Source organism: Salmonella sp. SAL00672, from assembly GCF_046552175.1.
Lineage (GTDB): Bacteria > Pseudomonadota > Gammaproteobacteria > Enterobacterales > Enterobacteriaceae > Salmonella > Salmonella enterica.
Genome location: NZ_JBGDUQ010000014.1, coordinates 1 through 22,784 on the forward strand (window position 1 = coordinate 1; position 22,784 = coordinate 22,784).

Annotated in this window: 17 protein-coding genes and 1 pseudogene; 5 read left to right on the forward strand and 13 right to left on the reverse strand. The window is 53.3% G+C overall.

Annotated features, from left to right (window positions below; translation table 11 throughout):
- The 5 genes and pseudogenes from ACLJTG_RS21850 to torC all read right to left on the reverse strand — a co-directional run.
- Positions 1-77 (reverse strand): annotated as a pseudogene (locus ACLJTG_RS21850) (heme ABC transporter ATP-binding protein CcmA); the annotation flags it as partial.
- Between the two features lie 5 nt (positions 78-82).
- The gene (locus tag ACLJTG_RS21855; protein WP_000724476.1) at positions 83-1,483 is read right to left on the reverse strand and encodes a cytochrome-c peroxidase; all 1,401 of its coding nucleotides are present in this window, start codon (positions 1,481-1,483) and stop codon (positions 83-85) included.
- Positions 1,484-1,672: 189 nt separating this feature from the next.
- Positions 1,673-2,305 (reverse strand): molecular chaperone TorD, encoded by a 633-nt coding sequence (gene torD, locus ACLJTG_RS21860; protein WP_000595422.1) that lies wholly within the window; start codon positions 2,303-2,305, stop codon positions 1,673-1,675.
- Complete coding sequence (gene torA / locus ACLJTG_RS21865; protein ID WP_000790673.1) at positions 2,298-4,850, reverse strand: trimethylamine-N-oxide reductase TorA; 2,553 nt, start codon at positions 4,848-4,850, stop codon at positions 2,298-2,300. Before torA ends, torD begins: the two co-directional genes overlap by 8 nt.
- Positions 4,840-6,024, reverse strand: coding sequence for a pentaheme c-type cytochrome TorC (gene torC / locus ACLJTG_RS21870; protein ID WP_001230255.1), 1,185 nt, complete (start codon positions 6,022-6,024; stop codon positions 4,840-4,842). The genes torA and torC overlap by 11 nt, the downstream gene beginning before the upstream one ends.
- A gap of 129 nt (positions 6,025-6,153) precedes the next feature.
- Between torC and torR the strand changes: the two genes are divergently transcribed.
- Positions 6,154-6,846, forward strand: a complete 693-nt coding sequence (gene torR / locus ACLJTG_RS21875) for a two-component system response regulator TorR (RefSeq protein WP_001562512.1) — start codon at positions 6,154-6,156, stop codon at positions 6,844-6,846.
- Here the strand turns inward: torR and torT are convergent.
- Complete coding sequence (torT, locus tag ACLJTG_RS21880; protein ID WP_061376808.1) at positions 6,819-7,859, reverse strand: TMAO reductase system periplasmic protein TorT; 1,041 nt, start codon at positions 7,857-7,859, stop codon at positions 6,819-6,821. The two genes, torR and torT, sit on opposite strands and share 28 nt — an antisense overlap.
- A 79-nt stretch (positions 7,860-7,938) precedes the next feature.
- Here torT and torS point away from each other — a divergent pair, with 79 nt between their 5' ends.
- Positions 7,939-10,674 carry a TMAO reductase system sensor histidine kinase/response regulator TorS gene (torS, locus tag ACLJTG_RS21885; protein WP_079951199.1) on the forward strand — a complete coding sequence of 912 codons (2,736 nt, stop codon included), beginning with the start codon at positions 7,939-7,941 and terminating at the stop codon, positions 10,672-10,674.
- 25 nt (positions 10,675-10,699) lie between these two features.
- On the opposite strand, the gene ACLJTG_RS21890 is transcribed toward torS, so the two are convergent.
- The 6 genes from ACLJTG_RS21890 to yidA form a co-directional block, all read right to left on the reverse strand.
- Entirely contained in the window at positions 10,700-12,037 is a 1,338-nt protein-coding gene (locus ACLJTG_RS21890; protein ID WP_000253524.1) for an MFS transporter, read from the reverse strand.
- 84 nt (positions 12,038-12,121) lie between these two features.
- Entirely contained in the window at positions 12,122-13,270 is a 1,149-nt protein-coding gene (gene dgoD / locus ACLJTG_RS21895) for a galactonate dehydratase (RefSeq protein WP_000704735.1), read from the reverse strand.
- On the reverse strand, positions 13,267-13,884 hold the full coding sequence (locus tag ACLJTG_RS21900) for a 2-dehydro-3-deoxy-6-phosphogalactonate aldolase (RefSeq protein ID WP_001198741.1): 618 nt from the start codon (positions 13,882-13,884) through the stop codon (positions 13,267-13,269). The genes dgoD and ACLJTG_RS21900 overlap by 4 nt, the downstream gene beginning before the upstream one ends.
- Complete coding sequence (locus ACLJTG_RS21905; protein ID WP_024792539.1) at positions 13,868-14,746, reverse strand: 2-dehydro-3-deoxygalactonokinase; 879 nt, start codon at positions 14,744-14,746, stop codon at positions 13,868-13,870. Before ACLJTG_RS21905 ends, ACLJTG_RS21900 begins: the two co-directional genes overlap by 17 nt.
- Entirely contained in the window at positions 14,743-15,432 is a 690-nt protein-coding gene (gene dgoR, locus ACLJTG_RS21910; RefSeq protein WP_000174317.1) for a D-galactonate utilization transcriptional regulator DgoR, read from the reverse strand. Before dgoR ends, ACLJTG_RS21905 begins: the two co-directional genes overlap by 4 nt.
- Positions 15,433-15,692: 260 nt before the next feature.
- The gene (gene yidA / locus ACLJTG_RS21915) at positions 15,693-16,538 is read right to left on the reverse strand and encodes a sugar-phosphatase (protein ID WP_000985570.1); all 846 of its coding nucleotides are present in this window, start codon (positions 16,536-16,538) and stop codon (positions 15,693-15,695) included.
- Between the two features lie 304 nt (positions 16,539-16,842).
- Here yidA and ACLJTG_RS21920 point away from each other — a divergent pair, with 304 nt between their 5' ends.
- From ACLJTG_RS21920 to ACLJTG_RS21930, 3 genes are all read left to right on the forward strand, one after another.
- On the forward strand, positions 16,843-18,105 hold the full coding sequence (locus ACLJTG_RS21920; protein WP_000061257.1) for an MFS transporter: 1,263 nt from the start codon (positions 16,843-16,845) through the stop codon (positions 18,103-18,105).
- 13 nt (positions 18,106-18,118) lie between these two features.
- Positions 18,119-19,312 (forward strand): mandelate racemase/muconate lactonizing enzyme family protein, encoded by a 1,194-nt coding sequence (locus ACLJTG_RS21925; RefSeq protein WP_023180834.1) that lies wholly within the window; start codon positions 18,119-18,121, stop codon positions 19,310-19,312.
- 114 nt (positions 19,313-19,426) lie between these two features.
- Complete coding sequence (locus tag ACLJTG_RS21930; protein ID WP_410959063.1) at positions 19,427-20,323, forward strand: LysR family transcriptional regulator; 897 nt, start codon at positions 19,427-19,429, stop codon at positions 20,321-20,323.
- Positions 20,324-20,341: 18 nt separating this feature from the next.
- Here the strand turns inward: ACLJTG_RS21930 and gyrB are convergent, their stop codons facing one another.
- Positions 20,342-22,756 (reverse strand): DNA topoisomerase (ATP-hydrolyzing) subunit B, encoded by a 2,415-nt coding sequence (gyrB, locus tag ACLJTG_RS21935; RefSeq protein ID WP_000072047.1) that lies wholly within the window; start codon positions 22,754-22,756, stop codon positions 20,342-20,344.
- Positions 22,757-22,784 lie beyond the last annotated feature (28 nt).

A 22,784-nucleotide genomic window follows, 5' to 3' on the forward strand; every position in this document is an offset into this window, starting at 1 on the left:
GCCTCCACGGTGAACGACAGCCCGCGAAACAGCGTCCTCTCGTCCCGCTCGCAGTACAGATCTCTGGCTTCAAGCATCATTGTCATTGCGCATATTCAGGTTGATATGGCGTATAAACACCGGTCAGGCTTTCCAGGAAGGCGACGATATCGTCAATATCGTTTTGCGGCAGATCGGTGCCAACCTGGTAACGCAGCATCAGTTTTACCGCGCCATCCAGCGTCGGTACGTCGCCCCGATGGAAATAAGGTGCCGTTAACGCGACGTTGCGTAAGCCCGGGACTTTTTGCCGTAATTTATCGCGAACCTCTTTGGTGACGTTCATACGACCAATATCCGCTGCGGTAATTTCGCCAAAATTAAAGTCTCGCTTTAATCCCAATGGTTCAAAAGAGCGCCCGCCTAAAATGATACCGCCGTGACAGGTTGCACATTTATTCTCTTTAAATAATTGATAACCGTGTTTCTGTTGCGCGGTCAGCGCATTTTCATCTCCACGTAGCCATTTATCAAAGGCGGAATCCGGCGTTATCAACGTTTTTTCGAATTCGGCGATCGCATCAGTAATATTTTCCCCGGTAAATCCTTGCGGATAAACCGCCTGGAAATCTTTTTTCAGGACAGGATCTTTATCAAGCTTACTAATAATTTCATCCCAGGATTTAGAAGCCATTTCAATAGGATTTAACGGCGGTCCGCCTGCTTGCTCCTGCAGGGTTGCAGCACGGCCATCCCAAAATTGTTCGATATTAAATACGGAGTTGAATACCGTTGGCGCATTTATCGGCCCTACCGCGCCGCCAACGCCAATTGAGGTTTTTCTGCCATCGACACCGCCCGCATTTAACGCGTGACAATGCGCACAGGATATTGTGCTGTCGCCGGATAAACGTTCATCATGATAAAGACGGAAACCTAAGTCGACTTTTTTCGCATCGACGGGAATATTGCGCGGAATAGGCTGAACGGGTTCATTCCGGTGCGCGGGGTCGGTATCGGCGCTGGCATAGTTGCGCTCACGCTGATCGGCTATCCAGTTCAGGATGTCAGTACGCTCTTTATCGCTGACGCCCCCCGCCCAGTGCAGCGCGACATAGCGGGTTGGCGGCATAGTCTGATGTTGCATAACCCATTCAATTTTATTCAGTTCGCTTTGCGGCACCGGCGTATCCGCAATCAGGGCGGCCCGTACCGCCTCCAGGTTAAACGACTTGTAACCGAGCTGGATATCGTAATCCATTAGCTGCTTTGCCACCGGAAAAGAGGAATAAAAAGGCAATTCAGCGGAAGGCGTATGACAATAATCACATCCTTTCTCCCTGAAATAACCCAGTATTTTATTATTTTCACCCACAACCGAGGCCTGCACATCGCTTTTTTTACTGCGCTGTTTGTCGTAATACCATACATACCCGGACAAACCTAAATAACATAACAGCCCAACGGTGATAACCGTTGTCGCATAGAGGGTAATTTTTTTCATATCACTATCCTTATGGGGTATTGCGGCATGATTAATTAAATTTTATTTTTTTACTCATGAGGCCCGTCAATACTAAATACAAACCCATAGTGGATATTGATTGGTATCAATAATTACAATTGGCTAAACCTATAGATATGATAACCCCCGACTATCGTAAGATTTATTTTGCGATGCCCGTCACAGGGTTTATTCAACCGCAACAATGGATAAATCCTCTTTTCCGTCATCAAAACGAACGATAGCCAACAATAATTGACTTAACGCAGCATAAAAACCATAGGGATCATGCTTAAGGCAATTATTTGTAAATTCCGGAAGCCATTCCAGTAATGACGACAATGTTTTCTGGCGTAATTTATTCATTCTCCGTTGTTGGAACGATTCACCCAATGAAAAATGTAAATGGCTGAGTAATTCCAGATAAATCGCCAGGTGGTCGGTCGGCTCTTTAAAATCGTCGTTGACCTCCATCCCGGCTTCAAGCAATAAATGTTTAATCATGCCGGGTTCCTGCTGTGGGTATTGCGAGGCGTAGGGCAAGGCCGATTTTTTATCCGTCATCAGGAACAATCCGCAAAAATCTGCGGCCAGCTCCAGCTGCGCATCCTGGCGCAGGCTAAGCGCGGCAATTTTTTGTTCGAGTAACGCCACCGACGCCGCCAGCGCAGGCTGACGCTTTAACAGCGCCAGCCAGTCCGCGATCTCCGCGGACTGTAATTGTATTAACCCTTCATCATCCACTTCCCGGAAAAAGAGTAACGCCAGCCATGCATATACGCAGGCGTACTGTTCCTGAGCAAGCGCTGGCTGCTTAATCATGCGGATTCCCCTGCGATGCGGGTACATATTCACACTGCGCGACCATCTCGACCGGACCGTTAAACGCCGTGACGTTATCCATAGGGCCGGTATATTTTTCAATTTCCACCAGCGTCGTATGCGCGCTGGTCGCCTGCGCGAGCTGCGATGTACCGATATCCAGCGTTAATACGTTAGGGTTGCCGTACTTACATAACGCGTTGAGATCGCCGCCTTTATCAGGATCGTACCAGGCGCCTTCATGAATTCGCGCCACGCCCGGCGCATAGCGATCGGAAACTACCGCCCCCGCCAGTACCTGCCCGCGTGCATTGAATACCCGCACGATGTCACCGTTGCGGATCCCGCGCGCGCTGGCATCCTGTGGGTTAATAAAGACCGGCTCCTTGCCGCCAACGGCATATTGCTGACGCAGCGTTTCCGACTCGCACAGTTGGGAATGCAGACGGAAATCAGGGTGGACGGATTGTAAGTGCAACGGCCAGCGCTGCGATCCCGGCCCGCCATGCGAGCGTTCGATTTTTTCGAACCACATGGGATGGCCCTGACAATCGTCGTATTGCATGTCGGCGATCGTTTTGGAGTAAATCTCGATCAAACCGCTTGGCGTGCCCAACGGCTCCAGGTCCGGATCTTCACGGAAAGCCTGATGGCGCACAAACATCTGCGGATGATCAAACTCGATGTACTCCTGTTGATTCCAGAACACCTCGAAAGTCGGTAAGTGGATACCGCGACCTTTTCCCTGCTGGCTCCCTTCCTGCCAGATGCGTTTCAGCCAGCCCATTTCATCAAGGCCTTCCGTAAATGCCGCTTCACGGTTAAAGCGTCGGCAGAGATCGCGGAAAATATCAAAGTCGTTACGCGCTTCAAACTGCGGCGATACCACCTGTTTCATGGCGATAATACCGCGGTTAGAGTGATTGCCGAACTGATCAAGGTCGTTACGCTCAAATTGGGTGGTAGCCGGCAAAACGATATCCGCAAAGCGGCAGGTCGACGTCCACTGGTTATCAATAGCGATGACCGTTTCCAGCTTGCGCCAGCCTTCAATTATGCGGTTAATTTGTTGGTGTCGGTGGAACGGGTTGGTCCCGGCGAACACGCACATCTTCAGCGGCGGTAATTTAACCGATTTGCCGTTCCAGTTAATGACCTTGCCCGGTTCAAGGATGGCATCCATAAAACGCGCAATAGGAATGGTGCTGCTGTAGCCTTTGTAATCCGTGCTGTCGTGTACTGGCGGAACGGTCGTCGAACCGGAAAAGCCGCTTAAAATGATCCCTTTACGGCCAGGCGTCCCGGCGCCGTTGTAGTGCCAGCCAAAACCAAAGCCGCCGCCCGGTAAACCAATCTGTCCCAGCATTGCCGCCAGCACGACGACCATCCATGACCACTGTTCGCCATGCTGCATACGTTGCACACACCAGCCAGCGATGATTTGCGTTCTGTCGCCCGCCATCTGCCGCGCCAACGCGCGGATGGTGTCGGCATCAATACCGCACAGTTTTTCCGCCCAGGCGGCATCTTTGGGCTGTCCATCTTTCTCGCCCAGCAAATAGGGGAGGAACTGGTCAAAACCGACGCAATAGTTATCGAGGAAATTTTTATCGTACAGTTTCTCGCTGTACAGGGTATGCGCCAGCGCCAGTTGTAACGGGACATCCGTCTGCGGGTTAATAGCGATATGTTTGACCTTATCGCGCCCCAGATAATCGTGCGTGGAGGTGACGACCGGGTCGATGCTGATGACCGAGATAGCGCCGCTGGCAACTTTCTCTTTTAATTGTTCATAGTACTGATAGACATCGTGATCCGGGCACCACCAGTTTGCCTGCTGGTTTTTCACCATATCAGAACCCCATAGCACAATCGTTTTACTGTTCTGTAAAACCAGAGGCCATGACGTTTGCTGCTCGTACACTTCCATTGAACCCACCACGCGCGGCAGAATCACCTGCGCCGCGCCGGTCGAATAGTCCCCTCCCGTGCTAACGCTATTGCCATGTAGCGCAATCGCGCGCGCCAGCATCCCGGAGGCGTTATGGAACATGCCGGTAGATTGCCAGCCGCTCGCCGTCAGTAACGCGCTCGGCCCGTAGGTTTTTTGCACCCGCTCCAGTTCCTGATAGAACAGATCCAGCGCTTCATCCCAGGAGACGCGCACAAAACGATTATCGCCGCGCTGCGAGGTGTCGCTTTGATGACCTTTACGCATCCAGTCGACGCGCACCATCGGATAACGAATACGCGCCGCGTTGTGGACGTGATCGGGCAGACCGGCGATCATTTTGGACGGGTATTTATCCTGTTCAAACGGTTTTGCCGCCACAAATCGACCGTCAACCACCGTGGCGCGAATCGCCCCCCAGTGAGAACCGGTCAGGATACCCTCTTTCGTCGCGGCGCCTGGCGCAACGGCATCCGCTGCGCGGGCGCTACGGGGCGTCAGCAGTGACGGCCCCAGCATTCCTGCCACCGTCAAACCGCCAAGCTGCGCCAGAAAACGTCGACGAGAGACGTGTAACGAGTCCTTATTTTTCATTGTTTTCTCCCTTATCGCTGTGCGGCGTGTTGGTGGTATCAGACGCATTCATCTGGAGATATTTCAACAAGGTACGTTCTTCACGCTTATCCAGACTGGTGAAACCGATCATGCCGTTGAGCGTGCCGATCCAGCCGTTAGCGTCAAAGTGCGCTTTGTCCGGCGCGCCGTGACACTGATTACAGGTGCCGTTATAGAGGGAGTCGGCATAGGCCCAAATCGGTTTAATGTCATTTACCATGTCGCCTTTTTGCATCCACGCGGTTGCCTGTAATTTGCTCCACTGAGTATTGGTCGCCGCGACGGTGGTCTCTTCCAGCGTTTTCACATGCTGTTGCACATCGCCGCGAATCGAGGCGACAAAAATACGTTTACCGGGCAACTGCGTCAGCACGCGCTGGCGACCGTCCGTCTCCGTCCAGCCTTCGATTTGCACTTGCAGCCAGTCACCGTCCCGTTTAAGGACTTTCACTTCAGAAGCAGGTAACAGCGAACCTGCCGGTTCTTTATCGCCTTTAGCGGCGTAAATCGGCTTGATATCCAGCGAATAGAGCGTATCGCCGTCATTATGCGTACTGGCGCTGGCGCGCAGTTCATCAAACTGTTTGCGGAATCCGCTGCTCATATCCGGTAGCTGGTGGGCAATCCCTTTATGACAGTCGATGCAGGACTGATTTTCTTTCGCGGCGATTTTCATTTGCCGCGCCGCTTCCGGGTTCTGTTTCGCGTGATCCATCGCATCGTAGTTATGGCAGGAACGACAGGTCGCGGAGTTATTCTCTTTCATGCGCGCCCATTCACGCTCGGCAAGCTCGGCGCGTTTGGCTTCAAATTTTTCCGGGGTATCAATCGAGTGGGCGATAAATGTCTGGTAAAGATCGTTGCTGGCTTCCAGCTTACGTTTCACCATGCCTGGAATATCAGGGGGGATATGGCAATCGTGGCATTCCGCGCGTACGCCGGAAGCGTTCTGGAAATGTACGGACTGTTTATATTCCTGATACACCGGCTGCATACTATGGCAGCTGACGCAAAACTCTGTCGTACTGGTCAGTTTGATACCGACGTGAGGTAACACGATCAGCGCAACGCCGATCACAATCCCGACAATGACCAGCGCCAGTATCGACCAACGGGCGCTTGGCCTGAGTAGCGCTCTCCAGAGTTTTCGCATAATAGCCCCTGTAATTATATGGTTTAATGCGCAGATCTTATTCCGCAAATATGAACAGCGTCACTGGTCAGGATGAACGGGATACGGCAATATATGAACAGATATGAACAGAAAGAGACCGCGCGCAGGATGTCACATCACATTGTTATTGTTGAGGATGAACCTGTTACTCAGGCCAGATTACAGGCCTATTTTGAGCAGGAGGGGTATCGCGTTTCGGTGACCGACAGCGGCGCGGGCCTGCGTGACATCATGGAGCATGAGCACGTTTCGCTGATCCTGCTGGATATCAACCTCCCCGATGAAAACGGGTTGATGCTGACCAGGGCGCTACGAGAACGCTCCACGGTGGGCATTATTCTGGTGACGGGGCGTTGCGACCAAATCGACCGCATCGTCGGACTGGAGATGGGCGCGGACGACTACGTCACCAAGCCGCTGGAACTGCGCGAGCTGGTAGTGCGGGTAAAAAATCTTTTGTGGCGTATCGATCTGGCCCGCCCCACGCCGCAAAATGCCAGTGAAAACTGCTATATGTTTTCCGGCTACTGCCTGAACGTGATGAATCACACGCTGGAGCACAACGGTGAAGCCATTAAGCTTACGCGCGCGGAGTACGAGCTGCTGCTGGCCTTTGTGACCAACCCAGGCAAAGTGCTGCATCGCGAACGTCTGCTGCGAATGCTTTCCGCCCGCCGCGTAGAGACTCCGGATCTCCGCACGATTGATGTCCTGGTTCGCCGCTTACGCCATAAAATTACGCCGGAGCTGCTGGTCACACAGCATGGCGAAGGCTACTTTTTAGCCTCGGAGGTGTATTGATACAAATAGACGGGCCGAAATCCCGGAGGCGATAGCGAACGACGAACGCGCGCGCTGTCGGCGTTGTTATGCGTCAAAATAAGCACCGGCGGGCTGATATTTTCAGGCACCGGTTGCCCCTGTAAGACCTTAATCGACTGCGTTATCGCTAATTCTCCCTGCCAGGCCATCTGATCGCTGAGCGCCATCAGGATATGGCCGCGTTTTAAACCGCGATAAACCTGATGCGTCAGATAAAATGAGACGATCGTGAGCGGAGTCGTCAAATTTCGCCCTTCGCCCATCGCCGCCTCCGCCGCTATCGCCGACCCGGCGACCACATTGGCGTCCGGATGGCGCTCCAGCATTTCCTGGAGTAAGTTTCGCTGCACTTCAATGTCGTTATCGCCCCAGGCGATATCCACAATGTTGATGGCGCTGCCTTTAATTGCCTGACGAAAACCCGCCGCCATCTCCCGACTGCCGCCAGCTTCTTCCGGCCCCGGGAAGAGTAAAACGTTAAGCGCTTTTCCTTTGTTCCACTGCACCAGGAAACGTCCCGGCAGATACCCCATCTGAAACCACGGCAGACCAACGCGGGTTGCGACGCTGGCATCGTGAATCATGTTCACCAGTTCAATAACCGGCACATTACCGGCATACCGTTCCAGTTCCGGGAAACGATCGGTACTGCTGCCAAGCAGAATAGCGTCGGCGCCCCACTCCCGGCATTGCATCATTTGCTGTTGTTGCGTCGCCAGTTGCCGATAGCCATTCGCTTCCAGCACTTTTAAATCAACGCCATACAATTTGGCCGCTTTTTGCATCCCGTAGTTGACGGACAACCAGTAAGAATCTTTCAGGCTGGGGTATAATGCGCACAGTTTCCAGGGTTTACTCGCATTGACTGACGTTTGCCGCCAGGGAATCGCCCGATCGGCGCGCGTCCAGTGTAACAGCCCGGTTTCGGCTGACGCCGTTTCTACATTCGAGACGATGATTATCAAAAAAAAGAACGAAATAAGCGCGCGCATGATAGCCCCACCAGCAACAAGGTTTTATCCTAATGGTTTTTCCGGCGGCAACTCAACCCATTTCACCCGCGGCGCATAAATGTCAACGCCTTCACTGACCCGCAGATTATGGCTGGCCTTCGCCCTGATGGCGGCACTCACCCTGCTCAGCACCGTGATCGGCTGGATAAGCCTGCGCGTCATTAGTCAGGTGGAGCAAACCAATACGCAAGCGCTGCTCCCCACGATGAATATGGCCAGGCAGTTAAGCGAAGCCAGCGCTTACGAGCTCTTCTCCGCGCAAAATCTGACCAATGCCGACAGTGAGGGCGTTTGGCTGGCGCAGGGGAAGATGCTGAAAGCGCAAAGCCTTAAAATTAACCATCTTTTGCAGGCATTAAGCGAGCAGGGGTTTAATACCTCGGCCATCGCCCGGCAAGAAAAAGAGATTGCGCAAACGCTTGGGCAACAGGGAACGCTGGTCGGTGAAATTCTCACGCTGCGCGCACAGCAACAGCAGTTAAGCCGCCAGATTGCGGAGGCGGCGGAAAGCATTGCCGCCCAGGCTCACGGTCAGGCCAATAATGCAGCGACATCTGCGGGCGCCACCCAGGCCGGTATTTACGATCTTATCGAAAGCGGTAAAGGGGATCAGGCTGAACGCGCGCTTGACCGACTGATTGATATCGACCTTGAGTATGTGAATCAGATGAATGAGTTGCGGGTCAATGCCCTGCGGTTTAAGCAGCTCATTGTGACCTTAAAAGACGCGCAAGGGCTGAGCGATGCCGAGGACACCGATGAAAAACTTAATCAGTTGGTTAAAATTTTATCCCGCCGCCAGCAGCGTATAGAAGATCCTACCGTTCGCGCCCAAATCGCCGACGCGCTGGAGAAAATAAACCAGTACACCACACTGGTTACCCTGTTTCGTAAGGAAAACGCCATCCGCGACCAGCTTCAAACGCTCATGGCCAATAACCTCTTTCAGTTTACCCGCTTCAGTACGGAAGTGTCGCAGTTGGTGAACGCCATCGAAAAACGAAACGAGGCTGGGTTAGCGCGTCTTACACACGCCAGTCAGCGTGGGCAAATAGGGTTAGTGATCTTAGGCATCCTGGCGCTGTGCTCATTAAGTTTTATTCTTTGGCGAGTGGTTTACCGCTCCGTATCCCGCCCGCTGGCGCAACAAACGCAGGCCTTACAGCGGCTACTGGAGGGCGATATTGACTCGCCGTTTCCGGAGGCGGCTGGCGTCAGCGAACTGGATACCATCAGCCGTCTGATGGAAGCGTTTCGCGCCAACGTGCGCAAATTGAACCGCCATCGTGAGGATTTGGCGGAACAGGTGCGTTCGCAAACGGCGGAGCTTCATGCGCTGGTGCTGGAACACCGGCAGGCGCGCGCCGAAGCGGAAAAGGCCAACGAGGCGAAATCGACGTTCCTTGCCGCCATGAGCCATGAAATTCGCACGCCGCTTTACGGCATTCTCGGTACGGTACAATTGCTGGCCGATAAACCGCTCATGGCAAACTACCGCGACGATTTACAGGCCATTAATGATTCAGGCGAATCGCTACTGGCGATTCTTAACGATATTCTTGATTACTCGGCGATTGAAGTAGGCGGCACCAACGTTTCCATTAGCGAGGAACCGTTTGAACCGCGACAATTGTTGAATAGCGCGCTGCATTTAATGCACAGCCGCGTTCAGGTGGCGCTCATCACCGACTTTAGCGAGCAACTCCCCTCAACGCTACAAGGCGATCCGCGCCGGATACGTCAAATTGTGATTAATCTTTTAAGTAATGCGGCGAAATTTACCGATCGCGGCAGCATAGTGCTGCGCACGTTTTGCGACGATCAGAGCTGGTTTATTGAGGTTGAAGATACCGGATGCGGTATCCCTGAAGCGAAGCTGACGGCTATTTTCAAACCGTTTGTGCAGGCGACAGGACGCCGGGGCGGGACGGGCCTGGGGCTGGCTATCAGTGCCAGCCTGGCAGAGGCGATGGGCGGGACGCTAACCGTCACCAGTACGCTTCATGTTGGCAGTTGTTTTCGTTTACAACTGCCGGTTCGCCACCCCAAACCCGCAAGCAAAAATGCGTTCAGGGAACCGGTAAATCTTAACGGATTACGCCTGTTGCTGATTGAAGATAATATGCTGACGCAGCGTATTACCGCTGAAATGCTCACGGGCAAAGGGGTGAAGGTCTCAGTAGCTGAAAGCGCGAATGACGCGCTACGCTGTTTAGCCGAAGGCGAGTCCTTTGATGTGGCGCTGGTGGATTTTGATTTACCGGATTATGACGGCTTAACCCTGGCGCAGCAGTTGATGAGTCAGTATCCCGCCATGAAACGCATTGGTTTTAGCGCGCATGTGATAGACGATAATCTTCGTCAGCGTACCGCCGGTCTTTTCTGCGGGATTATTCAAAAGCCCGTTCCCCGCGAGGAGCTTTACCGTATGATAGCGCACTATTTACAGGGCAAATCTCACAACGCGCGGGCGATGCTGAATGAACATCAGCTTGCCAGCGATATGGCGTCTGTCGGCCCGGAAAAACTCCGGCAATGGGTCGCGTTATTCAAAGACAGCGCGCTGCCTTTAGTCGAGGAGATCGAGGCGGCGCGCGCCATGAATGACGACGTTAACATTAAGCGGCTGGCGCATAAATTAAAAAGCGGCTGCGCCAGCCTGGGGATGACGCAGGCAACCGAAGCCTGTCGGGAGCTGGAATTGCAACCGCTTAGCGATATAGATATTAAAACTATCGTGACGCAGGGAGTGACGGCGCTCGACGCATGGATAGCCGGTCATCCTTCGCCATAATAGCTTCCGGCTCGCCACGGCCAACTTATCCGACGCGTTTCACATCGCCCACTAACAGGATGTAAGACAGCGCACCCAGCAGGGCCACAACGGAGATATAGACCAGCGCCGGAGCAAAACCGTAGCTTTGCGCCAGATAACCAATCACTAACGGTACGCTAATCCCGCCCAACCCACCGATAAAGTTAAACATACCGCCGGTAAGGCCAATCAACCGCATCGGCGCAAGGGAAGAGATTAACGACCAGGTAATGGACGCAAATCCATTGCCGAAGAAAGCTATCGCCATCAATGCCATAATCCACAACGGATCGTTAGTGTAGTTAGCGCCCATAATGCACGTGGAGATGAGCAAACCGCAAATAATCGGCGTTTTGCGCGCCACGCCCAGCGAGAAGCCTTTTTTCACCAGTTTATCCGCCAGCCAGCCGGAGAGCAGTACGCCAAAAAAGGCAGCCAGGAACGGTACGGTCGTCATAAAGCCCGCTTTTAGCGCGGTAATGCCTTTTTCCTGGGTCAGATAATTAGGGAACCAGGTCAGAAAGAACCATAGCGTAGAGTTTACGGCGAACTGACCGAGGTAGACGCCCACCAGCTTACGATGGAACACCAGTTTCCAGTCGGCTTTCGTCAACGGCTGGCGGGCCTCTTTTTTCGCTGGCGCATCGCCATCCACCAGACCGCCGCCATCGCGAATATACTCCAGCTCCGCCTGGCTAAGGCTTTTCGTCAAACGCGGCGGTTGATAAACCTTAAACCAGACCAATGACCAGATAATCCCGATACCGCCGGTGACGATAAAGACCCAGTGCCAGCTCAGCATTTCCTGAATCCAGATCAGCAGCGGCGTAAGGAATGCCAGTCCGACGAACTGTCCGGAGGTGTAGAACCCGACTGCGGATGCGCGCTCATGCTCCGGAAACCAGCTAGTGACCATCCGGTTATTTGCCGGAAAGGCTGGTGCCTCGAAAATCCCGGTAATAGCGCGCAGGCCGATAAGCGACAATAGTCCCGTCGCAAACCCCTGCAATAGCGTCGCGACTGACCAGCCGAAGATAGCGATAAAATAGGTCAGCCGGGACCCAATACGGTCGAGAAACCAGCCGCCAGGGATCTGGCATAACGTATAGAGCCAGGCAAAAGCGGAGAAGACATAGCCCATTTCCGCTTTGGTAATGCCGAATTCTTTTTGAATATGCATGGAAGCCACGGCAAGGTTGGCGCGATCGACGTAGCAAATCACCACGGTAATAAAGATCATCACCAGCGTCAGATAGCGGCGACGCCCCGGCTGTGCTGCTGTAACTGAAATATCCATCGTCATCTGTCTCCAGATTCTGGGCATAGCGAGGCCGCTCACCATGCCCTGTAAATTACAGAGGGTGTGTTTTTATATTTAAATTGGGTTGCCCGGAGGGCGACGTTTGTTGAGCCTACAGCGTGGCGATCACCACTCGGCTACCGATCCGTCAGCGTGCCGCCACAACGGATTACGCCAGTCCGGCGCGCTTTTGCTAAGTTCAATCACCCTGGCCTCGTCAATGTCTACGCCAAGACCCGGTTTGGTTAAGGGTTTAAAGAAGCCGCCGTCCATGCTGAAGTCTTCTTTATTTTTCACAAAGTCGAGCAGCTCCGCGCCCTTGTTATAGTGAATGCCCATACTCTGTTCCTGGAATACCGCGTTGCGCGAAACAAAATCGATATGCAGGCAGGCAGCCAGGGCGATTGGACCCAGCGGGCAATGCGGCGCCAGCGCCACATCATATGCTTCCGCCATTCCGGCGATTTTATAGCATTCGGTAATGCCGCCCGCGTGGGATAAATCCGGCTGTAGAATCGCCAGCCCACCCGCGTCCAGCACGCGTTTAAATTCAAAACGCGAGAACATACGCTCGCCTGCAGCAATCGGAATATGCGTTTGCGCCGCCAGGCGCGGATAATATTCCGCCTGTTCCGCCAGCACCGGCTCTTCAATAAACAGCGGACGATAGGGTTCCAGTTCTTTAATCAGCACCTTCGCCATCGGCGCGCTAACGCGACCGTGGAAATCGAGCCCAAACTCAATTTCACTGCCAAAAGCTTCGCGGATTTGCGCCACGGTATTGACCGCCGCATCCACCGCACGGGAGTTATCAATCACGCCCATCTCTTCACAGCCGTTCAGCTTGAAGGTGTCAAAACCAATACCACGCAATTTTTCAATACCGTCAATGACGTCTGCCGGACGATCGCCGCCCACCCAGCTATAGGCCTTGATTTTGTCGCGCACCAGGCCGCCCATGAGCTGCCAGACCGGCGCATTCAACACCTTGCCTTTGATATCCCACAATGCCTGGTCAATACCGGCGATGGCGCTCATCATAATCGGGCCGCCGCGATAAAAACCGGCCCGGTACATTACCTGCCACAGGTCGTTGATACGCGCCGGATCTTTCCCTATCAGGTAGTCGGCAAACTCATGTACTGCCGCCTCAACAGTACGTGCCCGACCTTCAATGACCGGCTCTCCCCAGCCAACCACGCCTTCATCCGTTTCGATTTTCAGGAACATCCAACGTGGAGGTAAACGGTACGTGGTGATGTGAGTTATTTTCATTTCACTGCCTCTCGATACGCATTAACAAATGCCGCAGCCTGCTGCGCGGTGCGTTCAACGGATTGCCCGGCGCGATAGAGATCGCTACCCAGTCCCGCGCCCACACAGCCGGCTTTAATCCATTGCGCCAGGTTTTCCGGCGTCACGCCGCCGACGGCAAATAGCGGAACATCCGGCGGAAGTACCGCTTTCAGCGCGCTGATGTAGCCCGGACCAAACGCCGATGATGGGAAAATTTTTAACGCCTGTGCGCCTGCATCCAGCGCAGCAAAGGCTTCCGTTGCCGTGGCGCAGCCCGGACACACGGTCATGCCATAGCTCACTGCCCGGCGGATCACCTCCGGTTGGATATTCGGCGTGACGATCAGCTTGCAGCCCATCCCGGCAAGCTGGTCTACCTGTTCCGGTTTCAGTACGGTACCAGCGCCAATAAGCGCCCTGCCGCCATACGCCTTCACCACGGAAGAAATGCTTTTTTCCCACTGTGGGGAGTTAAGCGGAATTTCTATAGCGTCAAATCCCGCATCCACCACCGCGCCAACGTGCGCCAGGGCATCATCGGGCGTAATACCGCGTAAGATAGCGATGAGAGGGAGATTAGTTTGCCACTGCATGAGCGATGCTCCTTATTCCAGCCTGAAATGCCATATCGCCATCCACGGTTGAAACATCACGCCCAATAGCACGAAACGCCTGTTGGTAACGTAAGATCAGCGCGGATCCAGCGACGAGAGTGATAGCCTGTTGCGCCGCGAAGGATTCGCTCATGCTGGCGACTTCCGCGCCAATCAACAGGCCGGAGAGGAAGTCGCTGACCTGCTCACGCGCAAGATGTCCCAACACGTGCGAGGCACGAACCTCAAAAAGAGAAGGCAGGACGGCAGGAGAATTAAGACCGCGCTCCAGCCCCGCGGCATAGGCGTCGCCAGAAGCTTCCTGTTCCGGCAAACCAGCCCCGACCAGCGAGTGACGCAGCAACAAGTGATGGAGTTCGCCTGTCATCACAGTACGAAAATCATGAATTTGTTGCGTATCAGTCTGTACCCATTTGCAATGCGTGCCGGGCATGACATAGACAGAAGAAGGAGAAAGTTCGCGGGCGCCAAGCAGTTGCGTCTCTTCGCCGCGCATCACGTTGTGGTTATCCTCGCGTGAGACACACAATCCGGGGATGATCCAGATGTTGTCGCCAACGGCGGTTAACTGTTCGCCAATAGCGGAGAACAGGGCGGGAACCGGCAGATAAGGCGCATTTTGCCAGCCTACGTTACTGCCGATCATGCCCGCCATTACCACGGGGGTGGCGCTGTCGCGCCAGTGTGTTGTGACTTCTGCTAACACCGCGTCAGGAGATTTACCGTTCAGGCGTGTAACGCCTGCTTCTGATTGCCTGCTCTCCAGGCATTTGTCGCCCTGGTAAAGCCAGGCGCGCAGATTGGTCGATCCCCAGTCAATTGCGATGTAGCGAGCTGTCATGTGATTTCCTTTAACCTTCGTGTCGAGCTGGCGATCATGGTTAATGCCGCCTGCTCTGCCGCATCGCCATCCTGATGCCGTATCGCATCGAATAGCGCCTTATGTTCCTGGAGCGTTTTCGGCATGTTGGCCGCATCGCCCATCCAGGTCCGTTCAAATACCGCTCGCTGTAGCGAGCTGATCGCTACATTTAACTGTTGCAGCACCGGGTTATGCACCGACTGCAACACTGCTTCGTGATAGCGAATATCCGCCTCGTTAAACGCTTCCCGGTCCTGGTTGTTGGCAATCATGTCGTTTAGCGCCGACTCAATTTCAGCCAGATCGCTTGATGTTGCCCGTTCCGCCGCCCAGCGTGCTATTGCTGGCTCCACCAGGTTTCGTATTTCGCTCATCGCGCTGATAAGCCTCGGGTCGTAGTCGTTTTCCAGCACCCATTGCAGCACGTCGGTATCGAGATAATTCCACTGGTTACGCGGTGCGATAAACGCGCCGCGATAACGCTTCATTTCAATTAGCCGCTTCGCCATAAGCGAGCGAAACACTTCGCGAATGATGTTGCGCGACGTTTCAAACTCCTCGCACAGATCCGCTTCCGCTGGCAGCGCCGAACCGGGTACGTATTTACCGCTGACAATCTGTTTGCCCAGCGTGATAACGATGCGATCGGTTTTATTGAGAGTCATAGAGAGTCCTTGTGCTCGATGTGAACTCTCTTACTTTACCGCGATAGCTGAATTACGCCGCAATTTTGTAGTACTAGCGTGATATCAACCGTCGTTATCATGCCATTAATGTAGTACAACACAATTATGTTGTACTACAATTTAGATCACAAAAACGACAATTGGTTATGGGAACGTTATAAGACGTAAACGAAAGACATAAAAAAACCCGCAGCAAGTGCGGGTCGTTAAGCGAGTATTTGCCCGATGGCGACTATGCCTTATCGGGCGGGGAAATGGCCGGATGAGTGATCGGGGTTCAGCACAAATTTTTCAATCGCCCAGGCAACACCATCTTCAAGGTTCGATTTAGTCACAAAGTTAGCCACCTCTTTGACCGACGGAATGGCGTTGTCCATTGCCACGCCCATACCGGCGTATTCGATCATCGCAATGTCGTTTTCCTGATCGCCAATCGCCATCACCTCCTCTGGCTTAATACCCAGCGCCTCGGCCAGTGATTTTACGCCGGTGCCTTTATTAACCCGTTTATCGAGGATTTCAAGGAAGTACGGCGCGCTTTTCAGCACGGTGTACTTTTCCTTCACCTCTGCCGGTATACGCGCAATCGCCCGGTCGAGAACGGCAGGCTCATCGATCATCATAACTTTCAGGAACTGGGTGTTCGGGTCCATCTTCTCCGCTTCACAAAATACCAGCGGAATGGTCGCTACATACGACTCATGCACCGTGTAGTAGCTGATATCGCGGTTAGCGGTATAAAGCGTATTTCGGTCTAATGCGTGGAAGTGAGAACCCACCTCACGGGACAGTTTTTCCAGGTAACGGTAGTCATCATAGCTGAGCGCCGTTTGCGCAACCGTACTGCCGTCCCCTGCTTTCTGCACCAGCGCCCCGTTATAGGTAATGCAATAATCGCCGGGCTGTTCCATGTGAAGTTCTTTCAGGTAACTGTGCACACCCGCATACGGACGGCCTGTGGTCAGCACCACGTTTACCCCTTTTTCACGCGCAGCGGCAATCGCGTTTTTAACCGCCGGAGAAATGGTGTGATCGGGCAGCAGAAGGGTGCCATCCATGTCGATAGCAATAAGTTTGATAGCCATGAAATCCCCGCATTAAATGAGTCCTGACTCATGCTAACGCGATTCCGCTCAAAAAACAGCAAAGAATCCGAGAGAAAGGGGGATAAGATTCACAAACGGGATTCCCCTTTTCAGGCCGTATTCTCCCTCCTGATGTATTAGATAACCTCATTAATCAAACAGAAAATACCGTTTTTCTAAAAGAATGTGTATTGCTACTTTGGACATCATCACTTAGAGCCTAATGGGATTGGTTCTTAATCAGTAAAAATCAACAAAAACTTATATTTTAAAATAACCTTATCCGATGAGAAGGAGATCGCTAATGTCGATGGCCCTTACCGCCCCCCCAACCAGGAAAAGATTTTTAATCGTTGCCTGTCTGTTTATTGGAATATTTATTGCTTATCTCGATCGCGTTAATGTTTCGGTATTAGCCGCGAATGAACCCTTCTTAGCCTATATGGGTATTGAAGGTATGCCATTGCAAATCGGCATGATGATGACCGTCTTTCTGGCCGCTTATGGTATCGCTAACGTTGTATTATCACCGCTTGGTGATTATCTCGGCCCCAGAAAAGCAATGATGCTTTGTATTCTGATCTGGACTATCGCTTTAATGATTGGCGGAGTCGCTACATCATTCGCTCTAATTATTATTTGCCGTATATTACTGGGCATCGGAGAGGGATTTTATTATCCACTGCAAAGCGTATTTATTAAAAACTGGTTCCCGAAGCAGGAGCGCGGCAGAGCAAACGCGGCGTGGATCGTCGGCCAGTCGGTGGCACCCGCCATTGCGATGCCTTTTTTCACCTGGTGGATAGGCACCCACGGCTGGCGCTCCAACTTCTTTTTATGCGCCGCTCTTGGGTTAATCCCTCTTTGGCTACTTTGGCGATATGTTGCTGATAAACCAGAACAACATAAAAGTATCAGCGAACAAGAACTGGCTTATATCAAAGCTGGACAGGAAACGGAAAGCGCAGGCAACAGCGAAAGTTTTATGTTGCGGGTCAAACCGGTGATTACCAACTACAGCTATTGGCTGCTGGTGCTGTGGTATCTGTGTCTGCAATGTTTATATTGGGGAATGATTACCTGGCTACCGACCTATCTAAAATCAGCCAGAGGTTTCAGTTGGGCGGAAATGGGCTGGCTGGCGTCGCTTCCCTTTGTCCTGTCGATATTTGCCAAAGCGGCCGCAGGCGTCTTCGTCGATAAAATAGGACGCAGCGCCCCCATATTAATGGTATTAATGTTTTTCGCTGGCGTCAGTATCTATTTCGGCACCATAACCGAACATAAATATATGTCAGCAGTACTCCTCTCCTTTGCTGTGGCTTTCTGTACGATGGGTACGCCCGTTGCCTGGACGTTATTACAGGGAATGATACCAGGAAAATCCATATCCGCCGCCAGCGGCGTAATGAACGGCGTCGCCAACGGACTCTCTTCATTATCTCCTGTATTTATCGGCTTATTTATTTCTATCACTGGAACTTATACCGGCGGCTTACTATGCCTGGTTTTTATCAGCGCTATCGCCGTGGTATCGGCATTAATCTTAACGATTAAAAAATATTAATTACGAGGAGTAAATGATGAAAATTACCAGCGTTGATATTATTGATGTGGCGAACGATTTTGCGTCCGCCACCAGCAAATGGCGTCCGGTGGTGGTAAAAATTAATACCGATGAGGGCATTTCCGGTTTTGGCGAAGTCGGGTTGGCCTACGGCGTCGGTGCCTCCGCAGGCATCGGCATGGCAAAAGATTTAGCCGCCATTATCATCGGCATGGACCCGATGAATAACGAAGCTATCTGGGAAAAGATGCTCAAAAAAACCTTCTGGGGGCAGGGCGGCGGCGGCATCTTTTCCGCGGCGATGAGCGGCATCGATATCGCGCTGTGGGATATCAAAGGCAAAGCGTGGGGCGTGCCGCTGTATAAAATGCTTGGCGGCAAAAGCCGCGAGAAAATAAGAACCTACGCCAGTCAGCTACAGTTTGGTTGGGGGGACGGCAGCGATAAAGATATGCTGACCGAGCCGGAGCAGTATGCACAGGCGGCACTGACCGCCGTCAGCGAAGGCTATGACGCAATAAAAGTGGATACCGTCGCAATGGATCGCCACGGCAACTGGAACCAGCAAAACCTCAACGGGCCTCTCACCGATAAAATCCTGCGTCTGGGCTACGACCGTATGGCCGCCATTCGCGATGCAGTCGGCCCGGATGTGGATATCATCGCCGAAATGCATGCCTTTACGGATACCACCTCGGCGATTCAGTTTGGCCGCATGATCGAAGAACTGGGCATCTTCTACTACGAAGAGCCGGTCATGCCGTTAAATCCCGCACAGATGAAGCAGGTTGCCGATAAGGTCAATATTCCACTGGCGGCTGGCGAACGTATTTACTGGCGCTGGGGATACCGTCCTTTCCTGGAAAACGGCAGCCTGAGCGTTATTCAGCCCGATATCTGCACCTGCGGCGGCATCACCGAAGTGAAGAAAATCTGCGATATGGCGCACGTTTACGACAAAACGGTGCAAATCCATGTTTGCGGCGGGCCGATTTCCACAGCGGTGGCGCTGCATATGGAAACCGCGATCCCTAACTTCGTCATCCACGAACTGCACCGGTATGCGCTGCTGGAACCGAATACACAGACCTGTAAATACAACTACCTGCCGAAAAACGGCATGTACGACGTTCCGGAGCTTCCCGGCATCGGCCAGGAGCTGACCGAAGAAACCATGAAAAAGTCGCCGACCATTACCGTAAAATAAGCCAACAGTCTGCCTGCGCCGCAGGCAGACACCCTGTATTTGCGAGTCGTATCAACGCGACCTTATCCAGCCTGAGATAAAATCCTCTCAGTAAAGGGGTAACACAGGTGGCAAATGAATTTAACTATCCGGCAATTTCGCGCGTTTCTGGCCGTCGCGGATTTGCGTAGTTTTACCGCCGCCAGCAAATATCTGTGCATCACGCAGGGAGCTGTTAGCGGTTTAATCAACGAAATGGAAAGCCAGATGGAGGTTTCCCTTTTCGACCGCACTTCGCGCGTGGTGAAGCTATCGCCCGACGGCGAAAAGTTTTTACCCGCCGCCATGCGGGTTGTTGAAGAGTTTCAACGGGCCGAAAATTATGCCCGCGACCTGAAAGAGATCAAAAAATCCCTGGTGCGGGTGGTCGGCGCGCCGCTGATCGCCTGTGCTTTTCTGCCGCAAATCATCCATGCCTTTAAGCGGCAGCATCCGCATACCCACGTACAGCTTATTGATAAGCCCATGTCGCAATTACAAAAAAGCATTATGTTGGGAGAAGCCGATTTTGGTATCGGCCCGGAGCGGCCGCTGGAGCCGGAAATCGACAAACAAACGCTGTTCACAACGGAAATCGCCCTGTACTGCCATCCGGACTATCGGCTGCATAAAAAAACGGTGCGCTGGGAAGAGATTCAGAGCGAAGAGCTGATCGCCGTTGGCAACGAATCCATTCCGATGATCTCCGCGACCGCTGGCGTGCGCATTAAGCCCAAAATGACGGTGGAACATATGGCGACCGCCATGTCGCTGGCGGCGCAGTGTGAAGGCGTGGTGATCGCCGGAACCTTTTCCCGCCATTACGCCAAAAGCTACCAATTAACGACCTGTTCGCTCACGCCTCCGCTGCGGCGCAATATGAACGTGTATTACCATGCGTGGCGCACACAAACGCCCGCCACTCAGCGCTTTAGAGATTTTTTATTCAGCTATGTCGGAGAACATCATGATGCCCCGGCCAACCAGCGGTAGGCCGGGGATTAAGGCAGGTTAAATATCGATGTTCGCCGCTTTCAGGGCGTTCTCTTCGATAAAGGCACGACGCGGCTCAACGGCATCACCCATCAGCGTGGTGAACAGCTGGTCGGCAGCAATCGCATCTTTGACGGTCACGCGCAGCATACGGCGGCTTTCCGGGTCCATGGTGGTTTCCCACAGCTGATCCGGGTTCATTTCACCCAGACCTTTATAACGCTGGATAGCCAGACCGCGACGTGATTCTTTCACCAGCCACTCCAGCGCCTGCTCGAAGCTGGTTACCGGCTGGCGACGCTCGCCGCGTTCGATAAACGCGTCCTCTTCAATCAGACCGCGCAGCTTCTCGCCCAGCGTGCAGATACGACGATATTCCGCGCCGGTCACAAACTCGTGATCCAACGGATAATCGGTATCCACTCCATGCGTACGCACGCGAACGATCGGCTCGAACAGATTCTGTTCCGTATTAGTATGAACATCGAACTTCCACTGACTGCCGTGCTGCTCTTTCTCGTTCAGCTCGGTAATCAGCGCATTCACCCAGCGCGTTACAGTCTGCTCATCAGAAAGATCGGCTTCGGTCAGAGTTGGCTGATACACCAGCTCTTTGAGCAGCGCTTTCGGGAAGCGACGCTCCATACGACCAATCATTTTCTGCGTGGCGTTATATTCAGAGACCAGTTTTTCTAACGCTTCGCCGGATAGCGCCGGCGCATGAGCGTTCGCGTGCAGAGTCGCACCGTCAAGCGCGATGGAAATCTGGTACTGATCCATCGCTTCGTCGTCTTTAATGTACTGTTCCTGCTTGCCTTTCTTGACTTTGTACAGCGGCGGCTGCGCAATGTAGACGTGGCCGCGCTCGACGATTTCCGGCATCTGACGATAGAAGAAGGTCAACAGCAGCGTACGGATGTGCGAGCCGTCGACGTCCGCATCGGTCATGATGATGATGCTGTGATAGCGCAGCTTGTCCGGGTTGTACTCGTCGCGACCGATACCGCAGCCCAGCGCGGTGATCAGCGTCGCCACTTCCTGAGAGGAGAGCATCTTGTCGAAGCGCGCTTTCTCGACGTTGAGGATTTTACCTTTCAGCGGCAGAATCGCCTGGTTCTTGCGGTTACGCCCCTGCTTCGCAGAGCCGCCCGCGGAGTCCCCTTCCACCAGGTACAGTTCGGACAGCGCCGGGTCGCGTTCCTGGCAGTCCGCCAGTTTGCCCGGCAGGCCCGCTAAATCCAGCGCGCCTTTACGACGGGTCATTTCACGGGCGCGACGCGCCGCTTCACGCGCACGCGCGGCGTCGATAATTTTGCCGACGACAATTTTCGCGTCAGATGGGTTTTCCAGCAGGTATTCGCTCAGCAGTTCGTTCATCTGCTGTTCTACCGCCGATTTCACCTCGGAAGAGACCAGCTTATCTTTGGTCTGTGAGGAGAATTTCGGGTCCGGCACTTTTACGGAAACCACCGCAATCAGACCTTCACGGGCATCGTCGCCGGTGGCGCTGACTTTGGCTTTTTTGCTGTAGCCTTCTTTGTCCATGTAGGCGTTCAGCGTACGGGTCATCGCCGCACGGAAGCCTGCAAGGTGAGTACCGCCGTCGCGCTGCGGAATGTTGTTGGTAAAGCAGTAGATGTTTTCCTGGAAACCATCGTTCCACTGCAGCGCTACTTCCACGCCGATACCGTCTTTTTCGGTGGAGAAATAGAAGATATTCGGGTGGATCGGCGTTTTATTCTTGTTCAGATATTCAACAAACGCCTTGATGCCGCCTTCGTAGTGGAAATGATCTTCTTTGCCATCGCGCTTGTCGCGCAGGCGGATGGAGACGCCTGAGTTCAGGAATGACAGTTCACGCAGGCGTTTCGCCAGGATCTCATATTCAAATTCAGTGACGTTGGTGAAGGTTTCGTGGCTCGGCCAGAAACGTACCATCGTGCCGGTTTTATCGGTATCGCCAGTGACGGCCAGGGGTGCCTGCGGCACGCCGTGCTCGTAGATCTGACGGTGAATTTTGCCATCTCGCTGGATAACCAGTTCCAGTTTTTGCGACAGAGCGTTGACTACCGAGACGCCCACGCCGTGCAGACCGCCGGAGACTTTATAGGAGTTATCGTCAAATTTACCGCCCGCGTGCAGAACGGTCATGATCACTTCCGCCGCCGAGACGCCTTCTTCCGGGTGAATCCCGGTCGGAATGCCACGGCCATCATCCGTTACGGACACGGAGTTATCGGCGTGAATAGTCACGACGATATCTTTACAGTGACCTGCGAGCGCTTCGTCGATAGCGTTATCTACCACCTCGAATACCATGTGGTGCAGACCGGTGCCGTCATCCGTGTCGCCGATATACATACCCGGGCGCTTACGCACCGCATCCAGCCCTTTCAGGACTTTGATACTGGAGGAGTCATAAGAATTCGACATCAACGTTTCTCGCTCATTTAATCTTGGG